The organism is Mesorhizobium sp. M0016, assembly GCF_040324035.1.
Taxonomy (GTDB): domain Bacteria; phylum Pseudomonadota; class Alphaproteobacteria; order Rhizobiales; family Rhizobiaceae; genus Mesorhizobium.
The window spans coordinates 74591-95391 of record NZ_JAMYVM010000024.1; the positions used below are offsets into that span (position 1 = coordinate 74591).

Genomic DNA, 20801 nt, shown 5'->3' on the forward strand with positions numbered 1-20801 from the left:
ATTCCGGCGACAATTTGTCTTCCGGAGTTTCGCGTGTTTATCTCAACCACTCGTTAAGGGCAACGCGCGGGCGCTTTTCACCCGCCCGCCGTGGCATTTGTGCACCGGCTTTGAGCACTCACAAACGTCCCAGAGCCTTGAGTTCATGCAGCACGGCGGCATCGCGGGCAGACACGTCGGGGAATTCCACGTCCTGCCCGACATCGGCGGTATAGCGCCACGAACGCGCGCATTTGACCAAGCCGCGGTCCTCGGCCTTTTCGACCACCACCGAGACACCTTTGACATCGTCGAGCGCAAAGGCGCCTTCCGGCGCCTTGCCATGGGCGATGACGAGATCGCTGGTGATCGCCATCTCGGCCATGTCGACATCGGCGATCGCGGCTTCAAGCGCGGCATCGTCGAGGGTCACGACCGGCACGGCTTCCAGAGAGGCACCGATGACCTTCTGAGCGCGTGCGATCTCGAGCGCGCCGGTGACGACACGGCGAACCTGCCGCACCTTGCGCCATTTCTCAGCCAGTGCCTCGTTCTTCCAGTCGGCCGGAATCTCGGGGAACTGGTCGAGATGCAGCGAGACAGCATCCGGATGACGGTCGAGCCAGGCTTCTTCCGTGGTGAAGGGCAGCATCGGCGCCAGCCATTTCACCAGGCAGTCGAAGAGGTGGCGCACCACTTGTACCGAGGCCTTGCGCTTCACGCTGGCGGGTCCCTCGCAATAGAGCGCGTCCTTCCTGATGTCGAAATAGAAGGCCGACAGCTCGACCACCATGAAGTCGAGCAAAGTGCGGGTGATGCGTTTGAACTCGAACGCGTCGTAGCCCGAGCGCACGACCTCATCGAGTTCGGCCAGCCGATGCAGCATCAGCCGCTCCAGTTCCGGCATCTTGTCCAGCGGCACCTCCTCGCCATCATCATGGGCGAGCGTGCCCAGCATCCAGCGGATGGTGTTGCGAAGCTTGCGGTAGGCGTCGATGTTGGTCTGCAGCACGTTCTTGCCGAGACGCTGGTCTTCCCAATAATCCGTCGTCACCACCCATAGCCGCAGAATGTCGGCGCCGGACTGCTTGATGACGTCTTGCGGCACGACGGTGTTGCCGAGCGATTTCGACATCTTTCGCCCCTCCTCATCCATGGTGAAGCCATGGGTGACGACGGTGTCGTAAGGTGCCCTGCCCTTGGTGCCGCAGCTTTCGAGCAGCGAGGAGTGGAACCAGCCGCGGTGCTGGTCGGAACCTTCGAGATAGACGTCGGCCGGCCATTTCAGGTCCGGACGGTCTTCCAGCGTGAAGACATGCGTCGAGCCCGAATCGAACCAGACGTCAAGGATGTCCATCACCTGCTTCCATTTGGAGGCATCGTGATTGCCGAGGAAACGCTCCTTGGCGCCGGCAGCGAACCAGGCGTCGGCGCCTTCCCTCTCGAATGCGTCCATGACGCGCTGGTTGACGGCATCGTCCTTCAGCACATTGCCGTCCTCGTCGGCAAAGACGGCGATCGGCACGCCCCAGGCGCGCTGGCGCGACAAGACCCAATCCGGGCGTTCCTCGATCATGGCGCGGATACGGTTCTGGCCGGCCGCCGGCACGAAGCGTGTGTCATCGATCGCCTTCAGCGCACGGCTGCGCAGCGTCGTGCCGTCGCCGAGGTCCTTGTCCATATAGACGAACCATTGCGGCGTGTTGCGGAAGATGATCGGCTTCTTCGACCGCCACGAGTGCGGATAGCTGTGCTTCAGCCGGCCGCGCGCGAACAGCGCGTTGCGCTTGATCAGTTCGTCGATGACCGCCTGGTTGGCATTGCCCTTCTTGCCGTTGTCGTCGATGACGCGCGCCGCCCCGCCTTCGCGATCCGGGCCAAAACCCGGCGCGTCCCTGGTGAAGAAGCCGGCATCATCTACAGTGAAGGGGATGGCAGGGTCGATGCCGCGTGCGCGCAAATCCGATGCCGCATCCATCCAGGCATCAAAGTCCTCGCGGCCATGGCCGGGCGCGGTGTGGACGAAGCCGGTGCCGGCGTCGTCGGTGACATGATCGCCGGCCAGCATCGGCACGGCGAATTCGTAGCCGCCGCCGAGACCTTCGAAGGGATGTGAAAGTGTAAGGCTTCCAAGCTCTTCGACCGAAACGCTGCGAAGGCGATTCAAGGTGACCTTGGCCTTGGCCGAAGAGTCTTCGGCAAGCGCATCTGCAAAGATCAGCTTTTCACCGGGCTGTGGACCGAACGAATTTTCGGCTGCGGTAACTTCATAAAGGCCGTAGCCGATCCGTGACGAATAGTTGACGGCACGGTTGCCGGGGATCGTCCACGGGGTTGTCGTCCAGATGACGACGTGGGCATCCCTCAGTTCCTTGATAGCTTCCCAAGCGCCACCCAACTCGGGTGTCGTGACAGTTCTTCCTGATCCAGCGCCGACGATCGGGAACTTCACCCAGATCGTGTCGCTCTCATAATCATGGTATTCGATCTCGGCCTCGGCCAGTGCGGTGCGCTCGACGACGCTCCACATTACCGGCTTGGAGCCGCGATAGAGCTGGCCCGACATGGCGAACTTCAACAACTCCCCGGCGATGCGCGACTCCGAGTGGAAAGCCATCGTCGTATAGGGGTTCTTGAAGTCGCCGACGACGCCGAGCCGCTGGAACTCGCCACCCTGCACCGTGATCCAGTTCGCGGCGAAGTCGCGGCATTCCTTGCGAAATTCGTTGACCGGCACCTCGTCCTTGTTCTTGCCCTTGGCGCGGTACTGTTCCTCGATCTTCCATTCGATCGGCAGGCCGTGGCAGTCCCAGCCGGGCACGTAGTTGGAGTCATAGCCGCGCATCTGGAACGAGCGGGTGATGACGTCCTTGAGGATCTTGTTCAGCGCGTGGCCGATATGGATGTTGCCGTTGGCGTAGGGCGGGCCGTCATGCAGCACGTATTTTTCGCGGCCGGCGGCCGCCTCGCGCAGCTTGGCGTAAAGGTCCATATCCTGCCAGCGCTTGACCAGCAGCGGTTCCTTTTCCGGCAAGCCGGCGCGCATCGGGAAATCCGTCTGCGGCAGGTAAAGCGTCTTGGAATAGTCGATCGTTTCAACAGTGTCGGTCATTGGTCTGCCATGTGCATTGCCCGGCGGGCGTAAAAGCTCGGGCGTGAACTATCATGATTTGGAAAAGCGCGAGGGGGCGCGCAAAACTCCCGGCGGCTCCGGCGGCGCTCAGGCCGCCCGGAACACCGGGCCTGTAATTCGTATCGTCAGCGCGCGAAGGCGTGAAAAGCTCGTCATTGCCGGGCTTTTAGCCGAGAAAGCCGCAGGAATAAAGCGTCTCTTGTTCGATTCACTTACATCGCGAAGTCGAAGCGATAGGTGGTCGAGACGCCGACCGTGAACTGGTTACGGTCGCCGCGCTCCTTGACCAGGCTGGAATCGGCGGCCGGGCCCATCAGGCGCGCATATTCGCCGAACAGGCTGGCGGTCATCGGATCGGTCACCTTCCAGGTGATGGCGCCACCAAGGCCGGTCGATTTCAGGCCGCCGCCAGGATGGTATTCGCTCAGGTCCGAGGCCGCAGCCTCCTTGGCGTTGACACCATAATAAGAGTCGAAATAGCCCGACGAGGCAAAGGACACGCGTGGTCCGCCCGAAATTCTGACAGTCGGCGTCACGTCGTAGAAAGCATCGGCGGCGATGTCGGCGACAAAGCCATCATGGGCACGAATGCCATGGCGCAGTTCGGCGCGGGCGCGCAGCCAGTCCGTCGGATAGATTTCGAAGAAGCCGCCGACCTCACCGCCCCAGCGCACCGGGTCGAGGCCATTGAGCTCATCCTTGCTGTCGCGCGAAAACAGGAATTTTCCGGTCAGGCCGGCGCGGACGCCGCCATCGTCGACCAGCGCCAGCGAGATGTTGTCGTTGCGCGAGGTAAAGCGCGCGGCCGGGCCGGCCTTGCCCAGCGAGATGATCGGCGATGCGCTGAGCAGATAGCTGTTGGAGCCCTCGAATTTCGGCGCGACCATGCCGGTGGCGCCAAGCGTCAGGTACCAGTCGCCGGACATCCAGCCGAAGGCACCCTCGCCCGCATTGGCGGTGGACACAGTGAGCAGCGCCGAGGCGAGAAACAGCGGAATCGTCCAGACAATACGCATCATCACCCCATACGCGAAACAAACGGAGAGAACACCCGGCAGCCAAAGCCATGGCGCCGGTTCGGTAAAATTTGACTTAAAATCTACAGCAGTGGCGGCAACTGCGACCCTGTTTTTTTGCGCTGTGGCCCATTTGAACAGGGCGCCGCCGGGCCTGTGGCGATTTGACAGAAATAGCGAGGTTGCCTAAATTCGCGTTAGTGCAGACTAACATGAACACATGGACCGCGCTTGGCGACCCGACCAGGCGGACGATCTTCGAACTGCTGGTCGAACAACCCTGTTCGGTCGGGGAATTGGCTCGTGCGCTTCCTGTCACCCGGCCGGCGGTCTCGCAGCACCTGAAGGTGCTCAAGGACGCCGGCCTCGTGGCCAACACACGGCTAGGCAAGCAACGCATCTACCGGGTCGAACCGGAAGGCTTGGCCAGCCTGCGCGCCGAACTCGACCGGTTCTGGAGCAAGACCTTGGCGGCCTACAAAGTGGTCGTCGAACAGCCCTTGAAGGAGCAGGAATGAGCACACATCAACCGCCCGTGAGGCACTCCATCCTTGTCGAGGCTCCGATCGCACATGCCTTCAAGGTCTTCACCGAGGACTTCGGCAGTTTCAAACCCAAAGAGCATAACCTGCTTGCGGTGCCGATCGCGGAGACGATCTTCGAACCCCGCGTTGGCGGTCACGTCTACGACCGCGGTGTGGATGGCAGCGAGTGCCGCTGGGCACGAGTGCTGGCCTACGAGCCGCCGAACCGACTGCTTCTGAGTTGGGATATCAGCCCTCAATGGCAGATCGAGACCAATCCGGACAGGACCAGCGAGTGGGAAGTCCGGTTTACGGCGGAGACGAATAGCCGGACCCGCGTCGAGATCGAGCATCGCAATCTCGAACGTCATGGCGAAGGCTGGGAAGGCGTGCGCTTTGGGATTGACGGTGATCGAGGCTGGCCGCTGTATCTCAGGCGATTCCAAGATCTTTTTGCCAGCAAGGTGACCTGAAGGAGCACAATTATGGAACCCTATCGGCTAAGCATCCTCGGTGTACTGATCCTCTGTCTTTTGTCAGTCGCGCTGGCGGTTTACTCGGGTTCGTCCAAGGGATTTGCCGGAGCGCTTTCCGGTCCGGTGATCCCGGCCGACGACGCCAATCTCCTCTACAGGATCGACCGCGTGCATATGAACTCGGTCGAGGCGCTGGCGCCTTTTGTCGTCCCGGCGGTGCTGGCCATGATGGTTGGCGTTGGGTCGGCCACGTTGGCGACCATTGTCTGGGTTCATGTGGCGATACGCCTGCTTCACCTGGGGGTTTACCTACGCGGCGGCAATGCCGCCAAGGGTGGCAGTGTCAGAACGATCGTCTACGTCTCTGGAGCGATCGTCACGCTTGTCCTCGTCCTTGTGACTGGGTGGGCTGCCATAAATTGACACGTACGCGCGAACCTCAAGCCACCGACGCTTTGTTTGTTTGCTAGCCGTCGCCATCGGCTGGACGTCCGCTACAGCCGGGGCTAACCTCCCGGCAAGGTGCCAGGCGATTTCGAGGAGATGCAGCCATGACCCTGCACGGTGATACCCTCAAAGATGCGATCGGCCGGACACGGGACAAATGGGGGTGGTTCGTCGCGCTCGGCGTGCTGCTGCTCATCTTCGGCGGCATTGCCTTCGGCAATCTGTTCATCGCCACCGTCGCCTCGGTCTATGTCGTGGGCTGGCTGATGCTGATGGCCGGCATCATCGAGATCGTGCATCCCTTCGGCGTGAAGACCTGGAGTCGCTTCTTCTATTGGCTGCTCAGCGGCCTACTTTATGCCGTTGCCGGTTTCTTTGCCTTCGACAATCCGCTGCTGGCCTCGACGGTGCTGACCTTGCTGCTGGCGGTGGCGCTGGTCGCTTCAGGCGCGCTCAGGGCCTGGGTCGGCTATAGCCACCGACCGGAAAAGGGCTGGGGCTGGGTCGTCGCGGCGGGCCTGATCAGCGTGCTGGCGGGGCTGACCATCGCCATGGGCTGGCCGGTCAACAGCCTGTGGGTGCTCGGCCTGTTCCTGGCCATCGACCTGATCTTCCAGGGCTGGAGCTTCATCGCTCTCGGACTGGCGTTGAAGAAGTAGGGGCTTGAAGAGGTAAGCGGCCGGAAGGCTCAAAAAGCGATGGCGCCGTCCAGATCCGAAAGCGGCCTGACGCCGGCCAGCAGCGCGCGCGCCTCCGCCTCGTCGCGCTTCATTTGTGCCACCAGCCCATCGAGCCCATCGAACTTCACCTCGGGACGCAAAAAGCCGAAGAGCGATACGTCGCAGATCTCGCCATAGAGATCGCCGGCAAAGTCGAAGACGAAGGTTTCGAGCAGCGGCGCGCCATTGTCGTCGACAGTCGGGCGACGCCCGAAGCTGGCGACACCATCATAGAGCGTGCCGTCGGCGCGGCGAAAGCGGACGGCATAAATCCCTTCCTTCAGAGTCGTTTCCGGCGAAAGCCTCATGTTGGCTGTCGGGAAGCCGAGCGTGCGGCCGAGCTGCTGGCCGCCGATCACTTCGCTTTCGACGGTGAAGCGGTAGCCGAGCAGGCCTGCGGCCTCGGCGACCTCTCCCTCGCAGAGCAGCTCGCGGATACGGCTCGACGACACCACCTCGGCGCCCTCGTCGCGAAAGGCGTCGACCAGGGTGACGCCGAAACCATGGCGCTCGCCTGCCGCCATCAGAAACGCAGGACCGCCCTGCCGGTCCTTGCCGAAGTGAAAATCGAAGCCAGTGACGGCATGGGTGATGCCGAGGTTCGTCTCCAGCACATCGGTCACGAAAGCCTCGGCCGACAGGCCGGCAAAGGCGCGCGTGAACGGCTGTTCGACGAGTGCGGCAAAGCCCAGATGCGACAGCAGCCGCGCCTTCATCGGCGGCGGCGTCAATACGAACAGCGGCATATCGGGCCTGAACACCTTGCGCGGATGCGGGTCGAAGGTCAGCACTAGCGCCGGCACGCCGCGCCGCCCGGCTTCGGCAAGCGCGCGATCGAGCACCGCCTGGTGGCCGCGATGGACGCCGTCGAAATTGCCGATCGCCACCACGCCGCCGCGCAAATGCGGCGGCAGCGGCGCGGTTGCTGAAATGTGTTCGAAAGCTGCGCTCATGCAGCAACCCTACCGCAGTCTCGGAATGACGGCGACCGGCCGGTAGCCGTGCTTTTGCAGAAAGGCTGCAAGCCTGGCGGGGTCCGGCTGCATGGGATCGCCATAGTCGCGCGCGTGAATGCCGCCCGAGACGTAAAGCACGTCGATGCCGTTGTCGGCGGCGCCCTTGACGTCGGTCATCATGCCGTCGCCGATGGCCAGCACCTCGGTGCGCGCGACGTCTCGGCCGAGAAGCACGGCGACCTCCCGCAGCGCTACGTCATAGACCGGCGCATAAGGTTTTCCGGCGATCAGCGTGCGGCCGCCAAGCTGGGCATAGTCGCGCGCCAAGGCGCCGGCGCACCAGATCATGCGCTCGCCGCGTTCGACCACGATGTCGGGATTGGCGCAGATGAAAGGCAGGTTCCTGGCGCGCAGCCGGCGCAGCAGATCGGCGTAATCCTCAGGCGTTTCCACCTCGTCGTCGAACAGCCCGGTGCAGACCGCGCCGGAGGCCTCGAACTCCTCGACGAGCTCGACGTCCAGACCGTCATAGAGGGTGAAATCGCGGTCGGCGCCGATATGGAAGATTTTTCGTGGGCCTTCGGCGATAAGGTCGCGGGTCACATCGCCTGAGGTCACGACGCGGTCGTAGGCGGCGGCGGGAACGCCGATCGCATTCATCTGCGCCACCACATCGGCATTGCGGCGCGGCGAGTTGGTGATCAGGACGACCGGGACCTTCGCCGCACGCGCGGCGGCAAGCGCTTCGGCAGCCGCCGGAAAATGCCATTCGCCATTGTGGATCACGCCCCAGACATCGCACAGGATGGCCGAGTAGGCGCCCGACAAATCCGCGAGCGAGCCGATGATATCAGGCGAATCCGCCATGCCGTTTACCTGCTGTGACGATCATTGCGAGAGCTGCAGCCGACGGTCCGCCGCAACCGGCCCCGCATTAACCGAAGCGTTTCATCCTGTCACCAGCTTTTCGGCACTTGCCAGGCTGTTGCGCAACGGGCTGATCGAAGGTTGCACAGGCAGGAACCACCCTTCTCCGAGCTTCGGTCTATCGAAACAATGTCGCACCGCTGATCACCAGGGCCGAGTGGTTAACGAGCCTTGAAAAGATGGGCCTATGTTGAACGCATTTCAGCAACCTGAAATTTAACGATTTTGTGGGCATCTTCGGACCGATATTGGGGTCCTGGCAGGGGTGCTGAAGGCATGATCCGCAGATTTCTGAACGACAGACGCGGCAACTATGCCTTGATGACAGTGATCACCATGGTGCCCTTGATGGGCGCGCTGGCGCTTGCCATCGACTACACCGATCTCTTGCGCCAAAAGCAGAACATGCTGAACGCGCTGGATGCCGCCGGGATTGCCACGGCACAGCAGATCGTCACCGGGGCGACCGACACGGCAGTCAAGGCCTATGCGAAGGATTTCTTCGAAGCCAATCTCGGCCGCGTCAAAGCAGCCAATACGGCCCTGACGGTGACGCTTCCCAACAACAACGCAGGTGGTGGCACGCTGAAGCTGTGCGCCGAATTGACGTACCACCCCTATTTCCTGCCGGCAGCGGCCATGATGATCGGAAGAACCGCCGCCGACGTCACAACATCGGCATGCTCGGAGATCCGCCTCAAAAACACGCTGGAAGTGTCTCTCGTGCTCGACAATTCCGGCTCTATGAGCATCAACGGCTCCGGCACCGGCCAGCCGCGAATAGATTTGCTCAAGAAGGCCGCGACCGAGCTTGTCAATACAATGGCGCTCCAGGCCGCACAAATGAAGCAGGTGACCAAGCCGGTGCAGTTCTCGCTGGTCCCGTTTTCTGCGTCGGTCAATGTCGGCGCTCCGATCCCCCCGGCTCCATTGCCGACGTGGCTGGACACGACCGGCATTTCCCCGATCCATCATCAGAACTTCGATTGGTCGACGATGACAGCGGCGGCAAATGCCACCAAATGGATTGAAAAAGTAGGCAGCGTTTACTACCAGCGCGGCACGGGCTGGGGCACAGACAAAGACAAGGAGATGACGCGTTTCACCCTCTATCAGGACATGATGGCAACGACCTGTACGAAGAAAAACTCGAACGGCACTTGCAAGACCTCCGTCGTCGCCAAATACGAAGCCTGGAAGGGCTGCGTGGAGGCGAGGCCGTATCCCTATAATGACGACGACACGTCGCCGACCACTGGGACGCCCGCCACCATGTTCGTGCCGATGTTCGCGCCGGACGAAGCTGGCAATTTCTGGACCGACACAACTCGCACCAGCACATCGACGTGGGGTTACGCCAACAATTGGTGGATCGATTATTCCGACACGCTGACTGTCCCCAAACGCCAGGCGGATATGCGCAAGTATTTTCTGACAAAGCCCTGGGACGCAGCAGCCGCTGCGGCCGATGATGGACCCAATTCGGCATGCACGACCGCCGCGATCACGCCGTTGCAGGACATAACCACCACCGATGGCAAGAAAATCCTGACGGATGCCATCAATGCCATGGCCCCGACGGGCAACACCAACGTGCCGGAAGGGCTGGCCTGGGGCTGGCGGACGGTGTCGAGCAACGAGCCTTTTACGCAAGGCCGGCCGAACACCGAAAGAGGCAACGACAAAGTGGTCATCGTCCTGACCGACGGCGCAAACACCTATAGCATCGGCCCCAGCAACGACATGACCAGCAACTACGCCAAGAATGGATCGACCTACGCCGCCTATGGCTACACCGGCCCTAATTTTCCGAAGCCAGTGGAGCCTGCGACCCGCCTGTTCGTCAACACGACCGTCGCCAAGACAACCTATACGGCGACCAACTACACGGCCGCGCTTGACGAGCAGATGCAAACCCTTTGCGCCAATGCGAAGAATTCGAACATTCTCTTGATGACCGTCTCGCTCGACCTTGTTAGTTCCAAGCCGGCGGAAAAGACTGCCATAGATGCGCTGAAGAAATGCTCCTCGGATTCGCGCTTCCGCAAGGATCCGACCGACCCGAGCAAACCGGCGAAGCTGTACTGGAACGCGACCGGCGCCACCTTGTCGCAAAGTTTCAAGGAAATCGCCGACGAACTGTCGAACCTGCGCATCGTCAGCTGATCGGCGCGATCTTTCGAACAAGGCGCTCCGCCTCGGCGGGGCGTTTTGCGTTCGGCAGCTGGCGCATTTGGTTAGCGCCTGGTGAAGCGCTATCCGCGCAATCGAGCAGTTTCCCAAACCCGTCCTTCAACGTTTTGTGAAACTGTGGCGGCATTGAAGAATCCGCAGGCGGGGCCGCTTACATCACATGCGTGAACTCTGGCGCACATTCCGGCGTGACTTCTGGCGTGACCGCCGCGGCAATTACGCTCTGATGACAGTTGTGGCGATGGTGCCACTGATGGGCGGCGTGGCCATGGCCGTCGACTACACCGGCGTGGTCAGCGAGAAGCAGAGGGTGGTCAACGCGCTCGACGCCGCCAACTTCGCCACCGCGCGCCGGCTGGTGGAAGGCGCCACCGACGACCAGTTGCGGGCCTATGCGCTCGACTTCTTCAAGGCAAACCTCAACGACGTCGATCCCGCCGACACGACGCTCAGCGTTACGCTGCCCAGCAGCACGACCGGCGGCGGCATCGTCAAGCTGTGCGCCAGCCTGGTCTACAAGCCCTATTTCCTGCCGGCAGCGGCGATGCTGATCGGCAGGACGTCGGAAAACGTCACCTACTCCGTGTGTTCGCAAGTCCGGCTGAAGAACACGCTGGAAGTGGCCATGGTGCTCGACAATTCGGGGTCGATGTCGAACACGGGCACGGGTGCCGGACAAAAGCGCATCGACCTTCTCAAGCAAGCCGCCAAGCAGCTCGTCGACACGCTTGCCTTGCAGGCCGCGATGATCAAGCAGATCGACAAGCCGGTCCAGTTCAGCCTTGTGCCGTTCGCCGCCTCGGTCAATGTCGGCGCCAGCAACGACAACGCGTCGTGGATCGACGCCTACGGGCTGTCGCCCATCCACAATGAGAATTTCGCCTGGTCCACGCTTAACGCAGCCGACAAATATGCCCAGAAGATCGGCGGCATCTGGTACAAGAAAGGCACTGGCTGGGGTGAGCAGGAGGGGCAGATGCTGACCCGCTTCTCGCTCTACCGCGACATGAAGGTGGTCACCAGCCACGAGCGCATCGTCGGCAGCAAACGCGTGGTCTGCGACAAATATCGCGCCAATCATACATGCTCGGACAGCCACAACGAATACGACTACAACGACACATACGGACCGTTCGCCAGCTGGCAGGGCTGCGTCGAAGTGCGGCCCTATCCCTATAATGTCAACGACGCGCCGGCCTCCGGCGGACCGAACAACACCGGCACCGGCGTCGGCGATCCCGCGACCATGTTCGTGCCGATGTTTGCGCCGGATGAGCCGGGCAATCATTGGTACATAACGCAGGACCCCGACGAGGTGGCCCCCAAGACCTATGGCGCAGCCAACAGCTGGTGGAACGACGATCCGGCGAGCACCACCGGCAAGACCAGGCAGTCCAACATGGCCAAGTATTTCCAGCCACGGCCGATCAATGCTCCGGTGCTGGGGACGGGTGCAGGTCCGAATTACAGCTGCACCACCACGCCGATCACACCGCTGACCGACGTCGCCAACGCCGCCGGGCTGACCAAGATCAAGGCAGCAATCGACCTGATGGCGCCCAACGGCAACACCAATGTGCCGGAAGGCATGGCCTGGGGCTGGCGCACCGTCTCCAGCACGGAGCCTTTCACAGGAGGACGTCCTGAGACGGAACGAGGCAATGACAAGGTGGTCATCGTGCTCACCGACGGCGAGAACACCTATTCGACGGTGAGTTCCGACCCCGCCGGCAACAAGTCGACCTATGCCGGCTATGGCTATACCGGCGTCGGCTACAACGGCAGTGCGGTCACCCGCCTGTTCGGCGGCACGTCGAGCGCCATCGGCCAGCTCAACTATTCGTCGAGCAACTACACCGCCGCGCTAAACGAGCAGATGGCGACGCTGTGCAACAACGCCAAGGCGGCCAACATCATGGTGATGACGGTGGCGCTCGACATGTCGACGACCGACGCCGGCGACAAGAGCGCGATGGAGGCACTGAAGACGTGCTCGTCGGACTCGCGCTTCCGCAAGGATCCGACCGACCCGAGCAAGCCTGCAAAACTGTTCTGGAACGCGACCGGCGCCACGCTGTCTGACAATTTCAAGGAAATCGCAAACGAGCTCTCGAACCTGCGCGTGGTGAGCTGAGGGTTGAAGCTGCTGATCTTCCCCCTTGCGGGGGAAATTGACGGCTTCGCCGCTTTCGACATTTTTCGACGCTGGCGCAAAGTCTCCGGCCATCATGCTCTTGCGGTGAGTCAAAACGCGTGCTCGGTATCGTCACCGCCTCCCGGAGACTGCCCGTGCCCGAAACCGCCAACCATCTCGCCTTCGCGCTGGTCTGCCTGGGCATGGTGCTGACGCCCGGGCCGAACATGATCTACCTGATCTCGCGCTCGCTGTCGCAAGGCCCCAAGGCCGGGCTGATCTCGCTCGGCGGCGTGGCGGCCGGCTTTCTGTTCTATGTCGTATCGGCTGCGCTGGGCATCACCGCGCTGCTGCTTGCCGTGCCGTTTGCCTATGACGCACTGCGCATTGCCGGCGCGCTCTATCTGCTATGGCTCGCCTGGCAAGCGGTGCGACCCGGCGGGCGCTCACCATTCCAGGTGCGCGAACTGCCGAAGGACAGGCCGCGCAAGCTGTTCGCGATGGGCCTGATGACCAATCTCCTCAACCCCAAGGTGGCGGTGCTTTATCTGTCGCTGCTGCCGCAGTTCATCTCGCTGGGCAAGGGCCATGTGCTGTCGCAGCTTCTGGTGCTCGGCGCCACGCAGATCTCGATCAGCCTGACCGTCAATGCCATCATCGCGGTAACGGCCGGTTCGATCGCGACCTTCCTTGCCGGACGGCCGCTATGGATGGTCATCCAGCGCTGGATGATGGGCACGGTGCTTGCCGGGCTGGCGCTTAAAATGGCGACCGACGCGCAACGCTGATCGGAGGCAACGCGCCGAGACTACATCGGCCGCCGACCTTCCCATTCGAATCGATCGGCCGAACCCGCACGGAGGCCAGCGATTGAGATTTTCGCGGCCCTGCCCGGCAAAAGCCATGATCGCCGCTAAGTCAGCTCGCATGACAATGATCTGCAGCACCAATCACCCGCTCGCGCAAACCCGCTCTGGCGCAGCAAGTCCAAAACCAAACAGGCGCCTGCTGCTGATCGGCCTTGCAGCCATGGCCGGCCTCGCTGCTTGCAGCACGGTCTCGGTGCCGACCGGCGAAGGCGCCGGTGTGTCGTCCTCGGCCACCGCGACGCTGGCCGGCATCCGAGCTTCGGCCGGACTGCCGGCGCTGGTGCCGGACGCCCAGCTCGAGCAGGCCGCTCGGCAGCAGGCCGGCTATATGGCCTCACGCGAACGCATGAGCCACACGACGGGCTGGGGAAAGGATTTCGCGTCGCGGATGAAGGACAATGGCGTGCGGGGCGCCGCCGCCGAGAACATCGCCGAGGGCCGCTTCGACCAGCAGAAACTGTTCGACATATGGATGCATTCGGCTGGCCACCGCCGCAACATGCTCGATCCGGATTTCAGCCGCTTCGGCCTCGCCTATGTACGCGACGGACGCGACAGCGCCATCCGCTACTGGAGCCTGGTGCTCGGAAAATAGCAGCCAGCGGTTACGGCGCGAGCCAGCCGTCAGCCTTTCGCGATCAGCTCGCCGATATCCCCAGCCGACAGGGGTTCGCTGAAATAATTGCCCTGCACCTCGTCACAATTGTTCTTGCGCAGGAAGGCGACCTGGTCTTCCGTTTCGACACCTTCGGCCAGCACCCGAAGGTTCAACTTCTGCCCCAGGGAAATCACGGCGCCAGTGACCGCCTGATCGTTCTCGTCGGTCGCGAGATCGTTGATGAAGGACTTGTCGATCTTCAGCCGCGCCACCGGAAACGTCTTGAGGGCGCTGAGACTGGAATAGCCTGTTCCGAAATCGTCGATCGATATCTGCACGCCGAGCTTTTGCAGCCCGTTCATCGTTGCGACCGCCAGCTCGAAATCCTGCATGATCAGGCTTTCCGTCACTTCGAGCTCGAGATACCTCGCCTCCAGGCCGCTTTCCTTCAATGCGTTGACGACGCGGTCGATCAGGTTCTTCTCCCGGAACTGCCGCGCCGACACGTTGACGCAGACGGTTACGGGCGACAGACCGGCGCGCTGCCAGGCTTTGTTCTGCCGGCAGGCTTCGTGCAGGATCCAGTCACCGAGCGGCACGATCAGCCCGGTCTCCTCGGCGGTCGGGATGAACATCGCCGGCGAAACCAGGCCTCGCGTCGGGTGGTTCCAGCGCACCAGCGCTTCGACGGCGAAAACCTGCCCCGATCGCAGATCCACCTGTGGCTGATAATGCAGAGCGAATTCCGACCGGGCGAGCGCGTTTCGCAATTCCTCCTGAAGCAGGAATTTTTCATGTGCCGTTGAGTTGAACTCCGGGGCATAGAACTGGAAATTGTCGCGGCCGAATTCCTTGGCGCGATACATGGCGGCGTCGGCATTGGCCAACAGCGTATCCGGGCTGGTCCCGTCCTTCGGGTAATTTGCGATGCCGATGCTGGCCGTCGTTCTCAGCCGATGCTCTCCGACAAGAACCGGTTCCGCGATCGCATCCCTGATCGTCTGCAGGGTTTCCGAGACCACATCGACATTGGTGGTTTGGTCGAACAGGACGATGACAAATTCGTCGCCGCCAAGCCGCACGACGGTGTCGGTGGCCTTCACGCATCCAACCAAACGGCTGGCGACGGTCTTGAGGAGTTCGTCGCCGGCATTGTGGCCAAACGTATCGTTCACCAGTTTGAAATTGTCGAGATCGATGAACACCACCGTCATCCAGCGATTGTATCGCTGCGCGTAGAGGACCGCCTGGGAAAGCCGATCCTCCAGCAAAGCGCGATTGGGCAGGCCGGTCAGCGCATCATGGTTGGCCATGAAGTGGATCTGGTCTTCCGCCAATTTGCGCTCGATCGCGATGCCGGCAATGTGTGTGGTGAATTCGATCAGGCGGGTCTCGGCATGGGTGGGTTCGCGCACGGTCATCGAATACATGGCAAAGGCGCCCAACACGACGCCCCGATGCGACAGGATCGGGGTTGACCAGCACGAACGATAGCCATGGGCTGCCGCCAGTTCGCGGTAATCGTCCCAAAGCGGATCCTGCAGAATATCGGTAACAATGACCGGTTCCCGCCGGTAGATGGCGGTTCCGCAGGATCCCACCTTGGGACCGATGGCCGCCCCATCGATGGCGCTCGTATAGGCTTTCGCCAGGCCCGGCGCCGCACCGTGACGCAAATGAACGCCGTCCTTGTCGAGCAGCAGGACGGAACCGAATATCCCCTTCAACTGAGCCTCGACGAAGCGCATGAGGCGGTCGAGCACGTCCTCCAGCGGCGCGCTCGTGGCAATCATTTCGAGGATCTGCGCCTGCCCGCTGCGAAGGACATCCGCCTGCTTGCGGGCGGTGATGTCGTGGGCAATGCCAACCAGGCCGAAGATTTCATTTTGGCGATTGCGCAACGGCACCTTCGTCGACGAAAGCCATTTGCCGCTCCCCGACGCATCGACGACAAACTCTTCCGCGTCGATCACTGGTTGTCCGCTCTTGAGCAGGCGCTGCTCGACCAGGCGAAATTTCCGCGCAACTTCCGGGGGGTGGAGATCAAAATCGGTCAAACCGATCATGTCGCTGGTCTTGTTGCGGCCGCTATCGGTCGCAAGGGCGCTGTTGACCACGACGAAACGGCTTTGCGTATCCTTGACCCAGAGATAATCGGGCACCCAGTCGATCAGCGCCTGCAGCGAAATGCGCTCGTCGACGATCTGCCGATTGGCGAGGAGTTCAGTGATGTCCTCATGCGTGGCGATCCAACTGCCATCGGGCATGGGCTGGTTACGGATCTGGATTGTGCGACCATCGACAAGTTTGGCGGTCCAGAGCCGCGAAGCCTTGCCCGAATTGATCGAGCGAGCCGTTGCGAGATAGGTGTCGGCGGCCGTCGCCGCCGTGCCGGCGGCGACGCGGCGTTCGACTATTTCGCTCAGTGTCACGCCAGGCCGCAATTCCTCGGGCGCAATGCGGTAGATTTCCGCATAGCGCCGGTTGCTCAGGATCAGCCGTTCATCGGCATCGAAAAAGCAGATGCCTTGCGAAATATTCTCGATCGCAGTCTCGAAGCGCAGGGTCTGCCCTTCGAGACCCGCAATGGTCGTGCGAAGTTCTCCCTCGAGCGTATCGTAGGAAACGTCAGCCAGTCTTGCCAATGCGGCTACGCCCACCGGCCCGCGCGCCCCGACGGATCTTCTGGATGACTTCGTGACCAAACAGACCTCCTCCGGTTTGGCACCTGAAACAAGAAAGGGCCTCTGTCGTGCCAGACGAAAGTCGACTGACAATGTTACAGATGTGCTAATTCAAGATGAACTGTAACGGAATTGGAGGCGTCAGCAACCAGATACCAAAGGTGCAAATGTCATTTCAAATCAACTTCCAACGGCTCATTATCGATATTCTTTTGCACACGCGGGGTTTTGACGATCATCCGAGCAACAATCATCAGGGGCAACCAGCTTGCTGCCAGCGCTACCGGCGCCCGCCTCAATCCATATGCGCGGCAGGAGCGGCCGCGCCGGCCGGAGCGGTCTTCGGCTTGCGCAGCAGGAAGACAAACGGAATGGCAACCAGCGTCATCACCATCAGCAGTTTGAAGTCGTTGACGTAGGAGATCATCATCGCCTGGATGTTGACCATGCGGTCCACCTGCGAAAGTGCCGTCGGATCGCCGCCTGCTGCCGCCGGCGAGGCCGCCCACAAATTGGGGTTGAACGGGTTGATGAAAGCCGACAGTTCGGTGTGATTGACCTGCGTGTTGCGCACCATGAGAACCGTCACCACCGACACACCGATCGACGAACCGAGATTTCGAACCAGGCTGAACAGGGCCGTGGCGTCGGTGCGGAAGCGCACGTCGAGCGTGGCGAAGGCCACCGTGGACAGCGGCACGAACACCATGCCCATGCCCAGACCCTGGATGACGCCGGAGCTGAGGATCAGCCAATTGTCCATCTGCGGCGTGAAGGAGGACATGGTGTAGAGCGACTGCGCGGTGAGCAGAAAGCCGATGACGACGAGGATGCGGGCGTCGATTCTGCTCATGAGCCGTCCAACGACAAGCATCGAAATCATCGTGCCGACACCGCGCGGCCCCAGGACGACGCCGATGGTGACGGTCGGATAGCCGAAGATGGTCGACAGCATTGGCGGCAGCAGCGACATCGAGGCCAGGATCAGCACGCCCATGACGAAGATGAAAGCCAGACCGGTGACGAAATTGCGGTCGAGGAAGATCTTGGGGTCGATGAAAGGACGTTCCGCCGTCAGTGTATGGATGATGAAAACCCAGAAGCCGGTGATCGAAAGAGCAAGCTCGATCCAGATTTCGACCGAGGAAAACCAGTCGACCTCGCCGCCGCGGTCGAGCAGCAGCTGCAGCGCGCCGACGCCGAGCGAAATCATGGCGAAACCGAAGAAATCGAAGCTGCGGATCCGCCGGGCAACGACCGGCAAATAGGCTGCCATGCCGATGAAGGCGATGATGCCGACCGGCAAATTGATGAAGAACACCCAGCGCCAGTTGAAATTCTCGGTCAGCCAACCGCCCAGCGTCGGACCCAGGATCGGCCCCAGCATGATGCCGGCGCCCCAGATGGCCATCGCCTGGCCGTGGCGTTCCCTGGGGTTGATGTCGAGCAGGAAGGTCTGCGACAGCGGCACGATGGCTGCGCCGAACACGCCCTGCATCAGCCGGAAGAACACTATGCTCTCCAAGCTCCAGGCAATGCCGCACAGCATCGAGAACACGGTGAAGCCGACAACCGCCGCCAGGAACAGTTCCTTGCGGCCGAAGCGGTCGGCCAGCCAGCCGGTCACCGGCGTCATGATCGCGGCGGCAACGATGTAGGAGGTCAACACCCAGTTGATGTTGTCGGGCGACGCGCCGAGGTCGCCGGTCATGGTCGGCAGCGCGACATTGGCAATCGTGGTGTCGAGCGCCTGCATGACCGTCGCCAGCATCAGCGCCACGGTGATCAGGCCGCGATGCGGCACTTCCTTGAAAGGTTCTGGTGTGGTCATGATGCGGAACTTCCGACAGGTAACAAAAACGTGTACATTAGGTTTCCGGGCGGCGAGGCCTTCTCTGGTGAAGAGACCCTCATCGCGGTGGGACGCGATCTATCGATGTGGGGGTTACATCGATCGAAGGTCTCGACACATCAGGCGCTTGCCGCCCGGAAATCCAAGGTCCGAAGGATGGGCGCCGAGATGGTCCAGGTTGTGGGCAGGCCGCGATGCGGTCCGGTCCAATCCACCCCTCGTTCAACCTGCCGTCGGACCGATCCTGTCATCTCAACTTCACCTCGCCTGCGGCGGGCGTTCTGCCGGGCCGTGATCCTGCTTTTCGAGATCACGGTCCATTCACAGTCTATTGTGCTTCGCCTGCGGTGGCGTGGCCGAAGATAGCGGGGAACCCGCGAGCAACGCCGGTATCCACCGTAACCGAGGCGCTCATGCCGGTGCGCAGCGCCATTTTGGCGTCGGCATCGGTCAGCTCCAGGCGCACCGGAATGCGCTGCGTGACCTTGACCCAGTTGCCGGTGGCGTTTTGAGCTGGCAGCAGCGAAAACTCCGCGCCGGTGCCGGCGCCGATCGCCTTGACGGTGGCCTCGAAAGTTCTGCCCGGATAGGTGTCGACGACGATCTCGGCCTTCTGGCCAGGCTTCATGTGGGTAAGCTGGGTTTCCTTGAAATTGGCATCGATCCAGGTGTCGCCGGTCTCGACCAACGCAAACAGCGGCGTGCCGGAACCGACATACTGGCCGACCTTGAACGAGGAGGCCTGGCTGATGACGCCGTCGGCCGGCGCCTTGACCGTGGTCTGCGCCAGATCGTAGGCGGCCTTGTCGCGCGCGGCGAGTGCGGCCATCACCGTCGGATGCTTGTCGGTCTCGATATCGGGATTGCCGGCGAGAGCCGCCTTGGCGCTGATGATGCCTTGCTCGGCAACGGCCAGTTGCTGCCTGGCCTTGTCGAGATCGTTCTTGGCCTCGTCCAGCGACGATTTGGCGTTGATGCCCTTCTGGGCAAGGTCGGCGGCGCGGTCATACTGCGACTGCGCGTAGTCGACCTGGCTGGCATCGGACTTTTCCTGCGCCAGCGCCTGGCTGTAGGCGGCGCGCAGCTGTTCGATTCCGACGCGTGCGACTGCGACCGCCGCGTCGGCCTGGGCTAACGCGATCCGGTAGGGCTCGGGGTCGATGGCAAACAGCACATCGCCCTGCTTGACCTGCTGATTGTCCGAGATGCCGACCTGAACGATGCGGCCGGCGGTGTCCGAGGCGATCGACACCTTGGCCTGCTGCAAATTGGCGTTCTCGGTTTCCTGATAGCGGCCGCCGGTCACCCAGACATAACCGCCACCAATGGCCAGCGCGGCCGGCAGGGCGACCATCAGCAGCAAGCGGCCGAGGCGGCGCTTCTTGACCGGAGCCGGAGTGGGCTGCACCGGGGGAGCCACCGCGACAGGTGCTGCGGCAACCGGCTGCGCCGGCGTGTCGAGCTTGCTTACATTCTCGTCTATCTTGACTGCCGCGTTCATGCTGCTGCCCCTTCCGTACTCTTCAAGGACGACGTCTCGCCGTCCGCCAGGTTTTGCACGATGGTGTCCAGCGCCCGGATCAGGACGCGGCGATCGTCCGGCGAAACCCCGACCAGCGATTCCTCATAAACTTCGCCGGCAAGGCTTTTGACCTCGGCATAGGCCGCGTTTGCCTTGGCTGTCGGGAAGATCATGCGCACGCGCCGGTCAGTTGCGTCGGAGCGCCGCTCGATCCAGCCGCCCTCCTCCATCCGGTCGACGAGGCGTGAAACGCTGATCGGCTCGATTTCGAGAAGTTCGGCGAGGCGAGCCTGGGCGACACCGGCCTCCTTGGCGACGCGAACCAGAAGCCGCCATTGTGCCGAGGAAAGGCCAAGACCGCTGGCGCGCGCCTCGAAGCGCTTGCGCATGAGGCGCTGCACGTCGTGGATCAAAAAGCCCAATCTATCAATGCCGTCGGAAACCATGAGCGGTATATATTATAAGCGTGCTTACTATTCAAGGCGCCGCATTGCGCCAGAGCCAAAAAAGAGGGATGGCAGCCATGCAGATGCGGTCATGGCACAGTCAATAACGGTTGCGGATGACCTCCCGACCGTGACGTGAATTGCCGTCGAGAACGCCGCGAGGAGAAAGGTCGTCATGCGCGTCCCCGCCACTGGCACACCTAGGCTTTCGGCGGCATTTTCGCCGGCGGGGAAGGCATCGAGGGTAGTGTGCTGAGAGTTCTGCAAATTCGCTGAGAGGGGGCGGTCATGGCAGGCTGGTGATTGTTCACGTCACCTGATTCCCG

General features: G+C 61.9%; 16 protein-coding genes. 8 read left to right on the plus strand and 8 right to left on the minus strand.

Annotation, left to right across the window (positions count from 1 at the left end):
• Positions 1 to 118 precede the first annotated feature (118 nt).
• Together ileS and NKJ88_RS26905 are read right to left on the minus strand one after the other, a co-directional pair.
• Positions 119 to 3091 (minus strand): isoleucine--tRNA ligase, encoded by a 2973-nt coding sequence (ileS, locus tag NKJ88_RS26900; RefSeq protein ID WP_352446225.1) that lies wholly within the window; start codon positions 3089 to 3091, stop codon positions 119 to 121.
• 233 nt (positions 3092 to 3324) lie between these two features.
• Positions 3325 to 4128, minus strand: coding sequence for a MipA/OmpV family protein (locus NKJ88_RS26905; RefSeq protein WP_352446227.1), 804 nt, complete (start codon positions 4126 to 4128; stop codon positions 3325 to 3327).
• Between the two features lie 212 nt (positions 4129 to 4340).
• Here NKJ88_RS26905 and NKJ88_RS26910 point away from each other — a divergent pair, with 212 nt between their 5' ends.
• From NKJ88_RS26910 to NKJ88_RS26925, 4 genes are all read left to right on the plus strand, one after another.
• The gene (locus NKJ88_RS26910) at positions 4341 to 4646 is read left to right on the plus strand and encodes an ArsR/SmtB family transcription factor (protein WP_031244613.1); all 306 of its coding nucleotides are present in this window, start codon (positions 4341 to 4343) and stop codon (positions 4644 to 4646) included.
• On the plus strand, positions 4643 to 5125 hold the full coding sequence (locus NKJ88_RS26915) for an SRPBCC family protein (protein ID WP_023730459.1): 483 nt from the start codon (positions 4643 to 4645) through the stop codon (positions 5123 to 5125). The genes NKJ88_RS26910 and NKJ88_RS26915 overlap by 4 nt, the downstream gene beginning before the upstream one ends.
• Positions 5126 to 5137: 12 nt before the next feature.
• On the plus strand, positions 5138 to 5551 hold the full coding sequence (locus tag NKJ88_RS26920; RefSeq protein WP_352446229.1) for an MAPEG family protein: 414 nt from the start codon (positions 5138 to 5140) through the stop codon (positions 5549 to 5551).
• Between the two features lie 128 nt (positions 5552 to 5679).
• A complete protein-coding gene (locus NKJ88_RS26925) occupies positions 5680 to 6234 on the plus strand; it encodes an HdeD family acid-resistance protein (RefSeq protein WP_352446231.1) in 555 nt (184 codons plus the stop codon).
• Between the two features lie 29 nt (positions 6235 to 6263).
• Here the strand turns inward: NKJ88_RS26925 and NKJ88_RS26930 are convergent, their stop codons facing one another.
• Together NKJ88_RS26930 and NKJ88_RS26935 are read right to left on the minus strand one after the other, a co-directional pair.
• Complete coding sequence (locus NKJ88_RS26930) at positions 6264 to 7247, minus strand: bifunctional riboflavin kinase/FAD synthetase (protein WP_023682976.1); 984 nt, start codon at positions 7245 to 7247, stop codon at positions 6264 to 6266.
• 9 nt (positions 7248 to 7256) lie between these two features.
• Positions 7257 to 8117: a TIGR01459 family HAD-type hydrolase gene (locus NKJ88_RS26935; protein ID WP_023671533.1), complete on the minus strand. Its 861-nt coding sequence runs from the start codon at positions 8115 to 8117 to the stop codon at positions 7257 to 7259.
• A gap of 336 nt (positions 8118 to 8453) precedes the next feature.
• On the opposite strand from NKJ88_RS26935, the gene NKJ88_RS26940 reads away from it, so the two are divergent.
• From NKJ88_RS26940 to NKJ88_RS26955, 4 genes are all read left to right on the plus strand, one after another.
• Positions 8454 to 10343: a pilus assembly protein gene (locus NKJ88_RS26940; protein WP_023694757.1), complete on the plus strand. Its 1890-nt coding sequence runs from the start codon at positions 8454 to 8456 to the stop codon at positions 10341 to 10343.
• Between the two features lie 187 nt (positions 10344 to 10530).
• A complete protein-coding gene (locus NKJ88_RS26945; RefSeq protein ID WP_352446234.1) occupies positions 10531 to 12504 on the plus strand; it encodes a pilus assembly protein TadG-related protein in 1974 nt (657 codons plus the stop codon).
• Between the two features lie 155 nt (positions 12505 to 12659).
• Positions 12660 to 13292, plus strand: a complete 633-nt coding sequence (locus NKJ88_RS26950; RefSeq protein WP_023730458.1) for a LysE family translocator — start codon at positions 12660 to 12662, stop codon at positions 13290 to 13292.
• Positions 13293 to 13437: 145 nt separating this feature from the next.
• Complete coding sequence (locus tag NKJ88_RS26955) at positions 13438 to 13968, plus strand: CAP domain-containing protein (protein ID WP_023689553.1); 531 nt, start codon at positions 13438 to 13440, stop codon at positions 13966 to 13968.
• Positions 13969 to 13997: 29 nt separating this feature from the next.
• On the opposite strand, the gene NKJ88_RS26960 is transcribed toward NKJ88_RS26955, so the two are convergent.
• The 4 genes from NKJ88_RS26960 to NKJ88_RS26975 form a co-directional block, all read right to left on the minus strand.
• Positions 13998 to 16616: an EAL domain-containing protein gene (locus NKJ88_RS26960; RefSeq protein WP_023689552.1), complete on the minus strand. Its 2619-nt coding sequence runs from the start codon at positions 16614 to 16616 to the stop codon at positions 13998 to 14000.
• Positions 16617 to 16950: 334 nt separating this feature from the next.
• Complete coding sequence (locus NKJ88_RS26965) at positions 16951 to 18486, minus strand: DHA2 family efflux MFS transporter permease subunit (RefSeq protein ID WP_352446237.1); 1536 nt, start codon at positions 18484 to 18486, stop codon at positions 16951 to 16953.
• Positions 18487 to 18835: 349 nt separating this feature from the next.
• A complete protein-coding gene (locus NKJ88_RS26970; RefSeq protein WP_352446239.1) occupies positions 18836 to 20008 on the minus strand; it encodes an HlyD family secretion protein in 1173 nt (390 codons plus the stop codon).
• Complete coding sequence (locus tag NKJ88_RS26975) at positions 20005 to 20475, minus strand: MarR family winged helix-turn-helix transcriptional regulator (RefSeq protein WP_023705728.1); 471 nt, start codon at positions 20473 to 20475, stop codon at positions 20005 to 20007. The genes NKJ88_RS26970 and NKJ88_RS26975 overlap by 4 nt, the downstream gene beginning before the upstream one ends.
• Positions 20476 to 20801 lie beyond the last annotated feature (326 nt).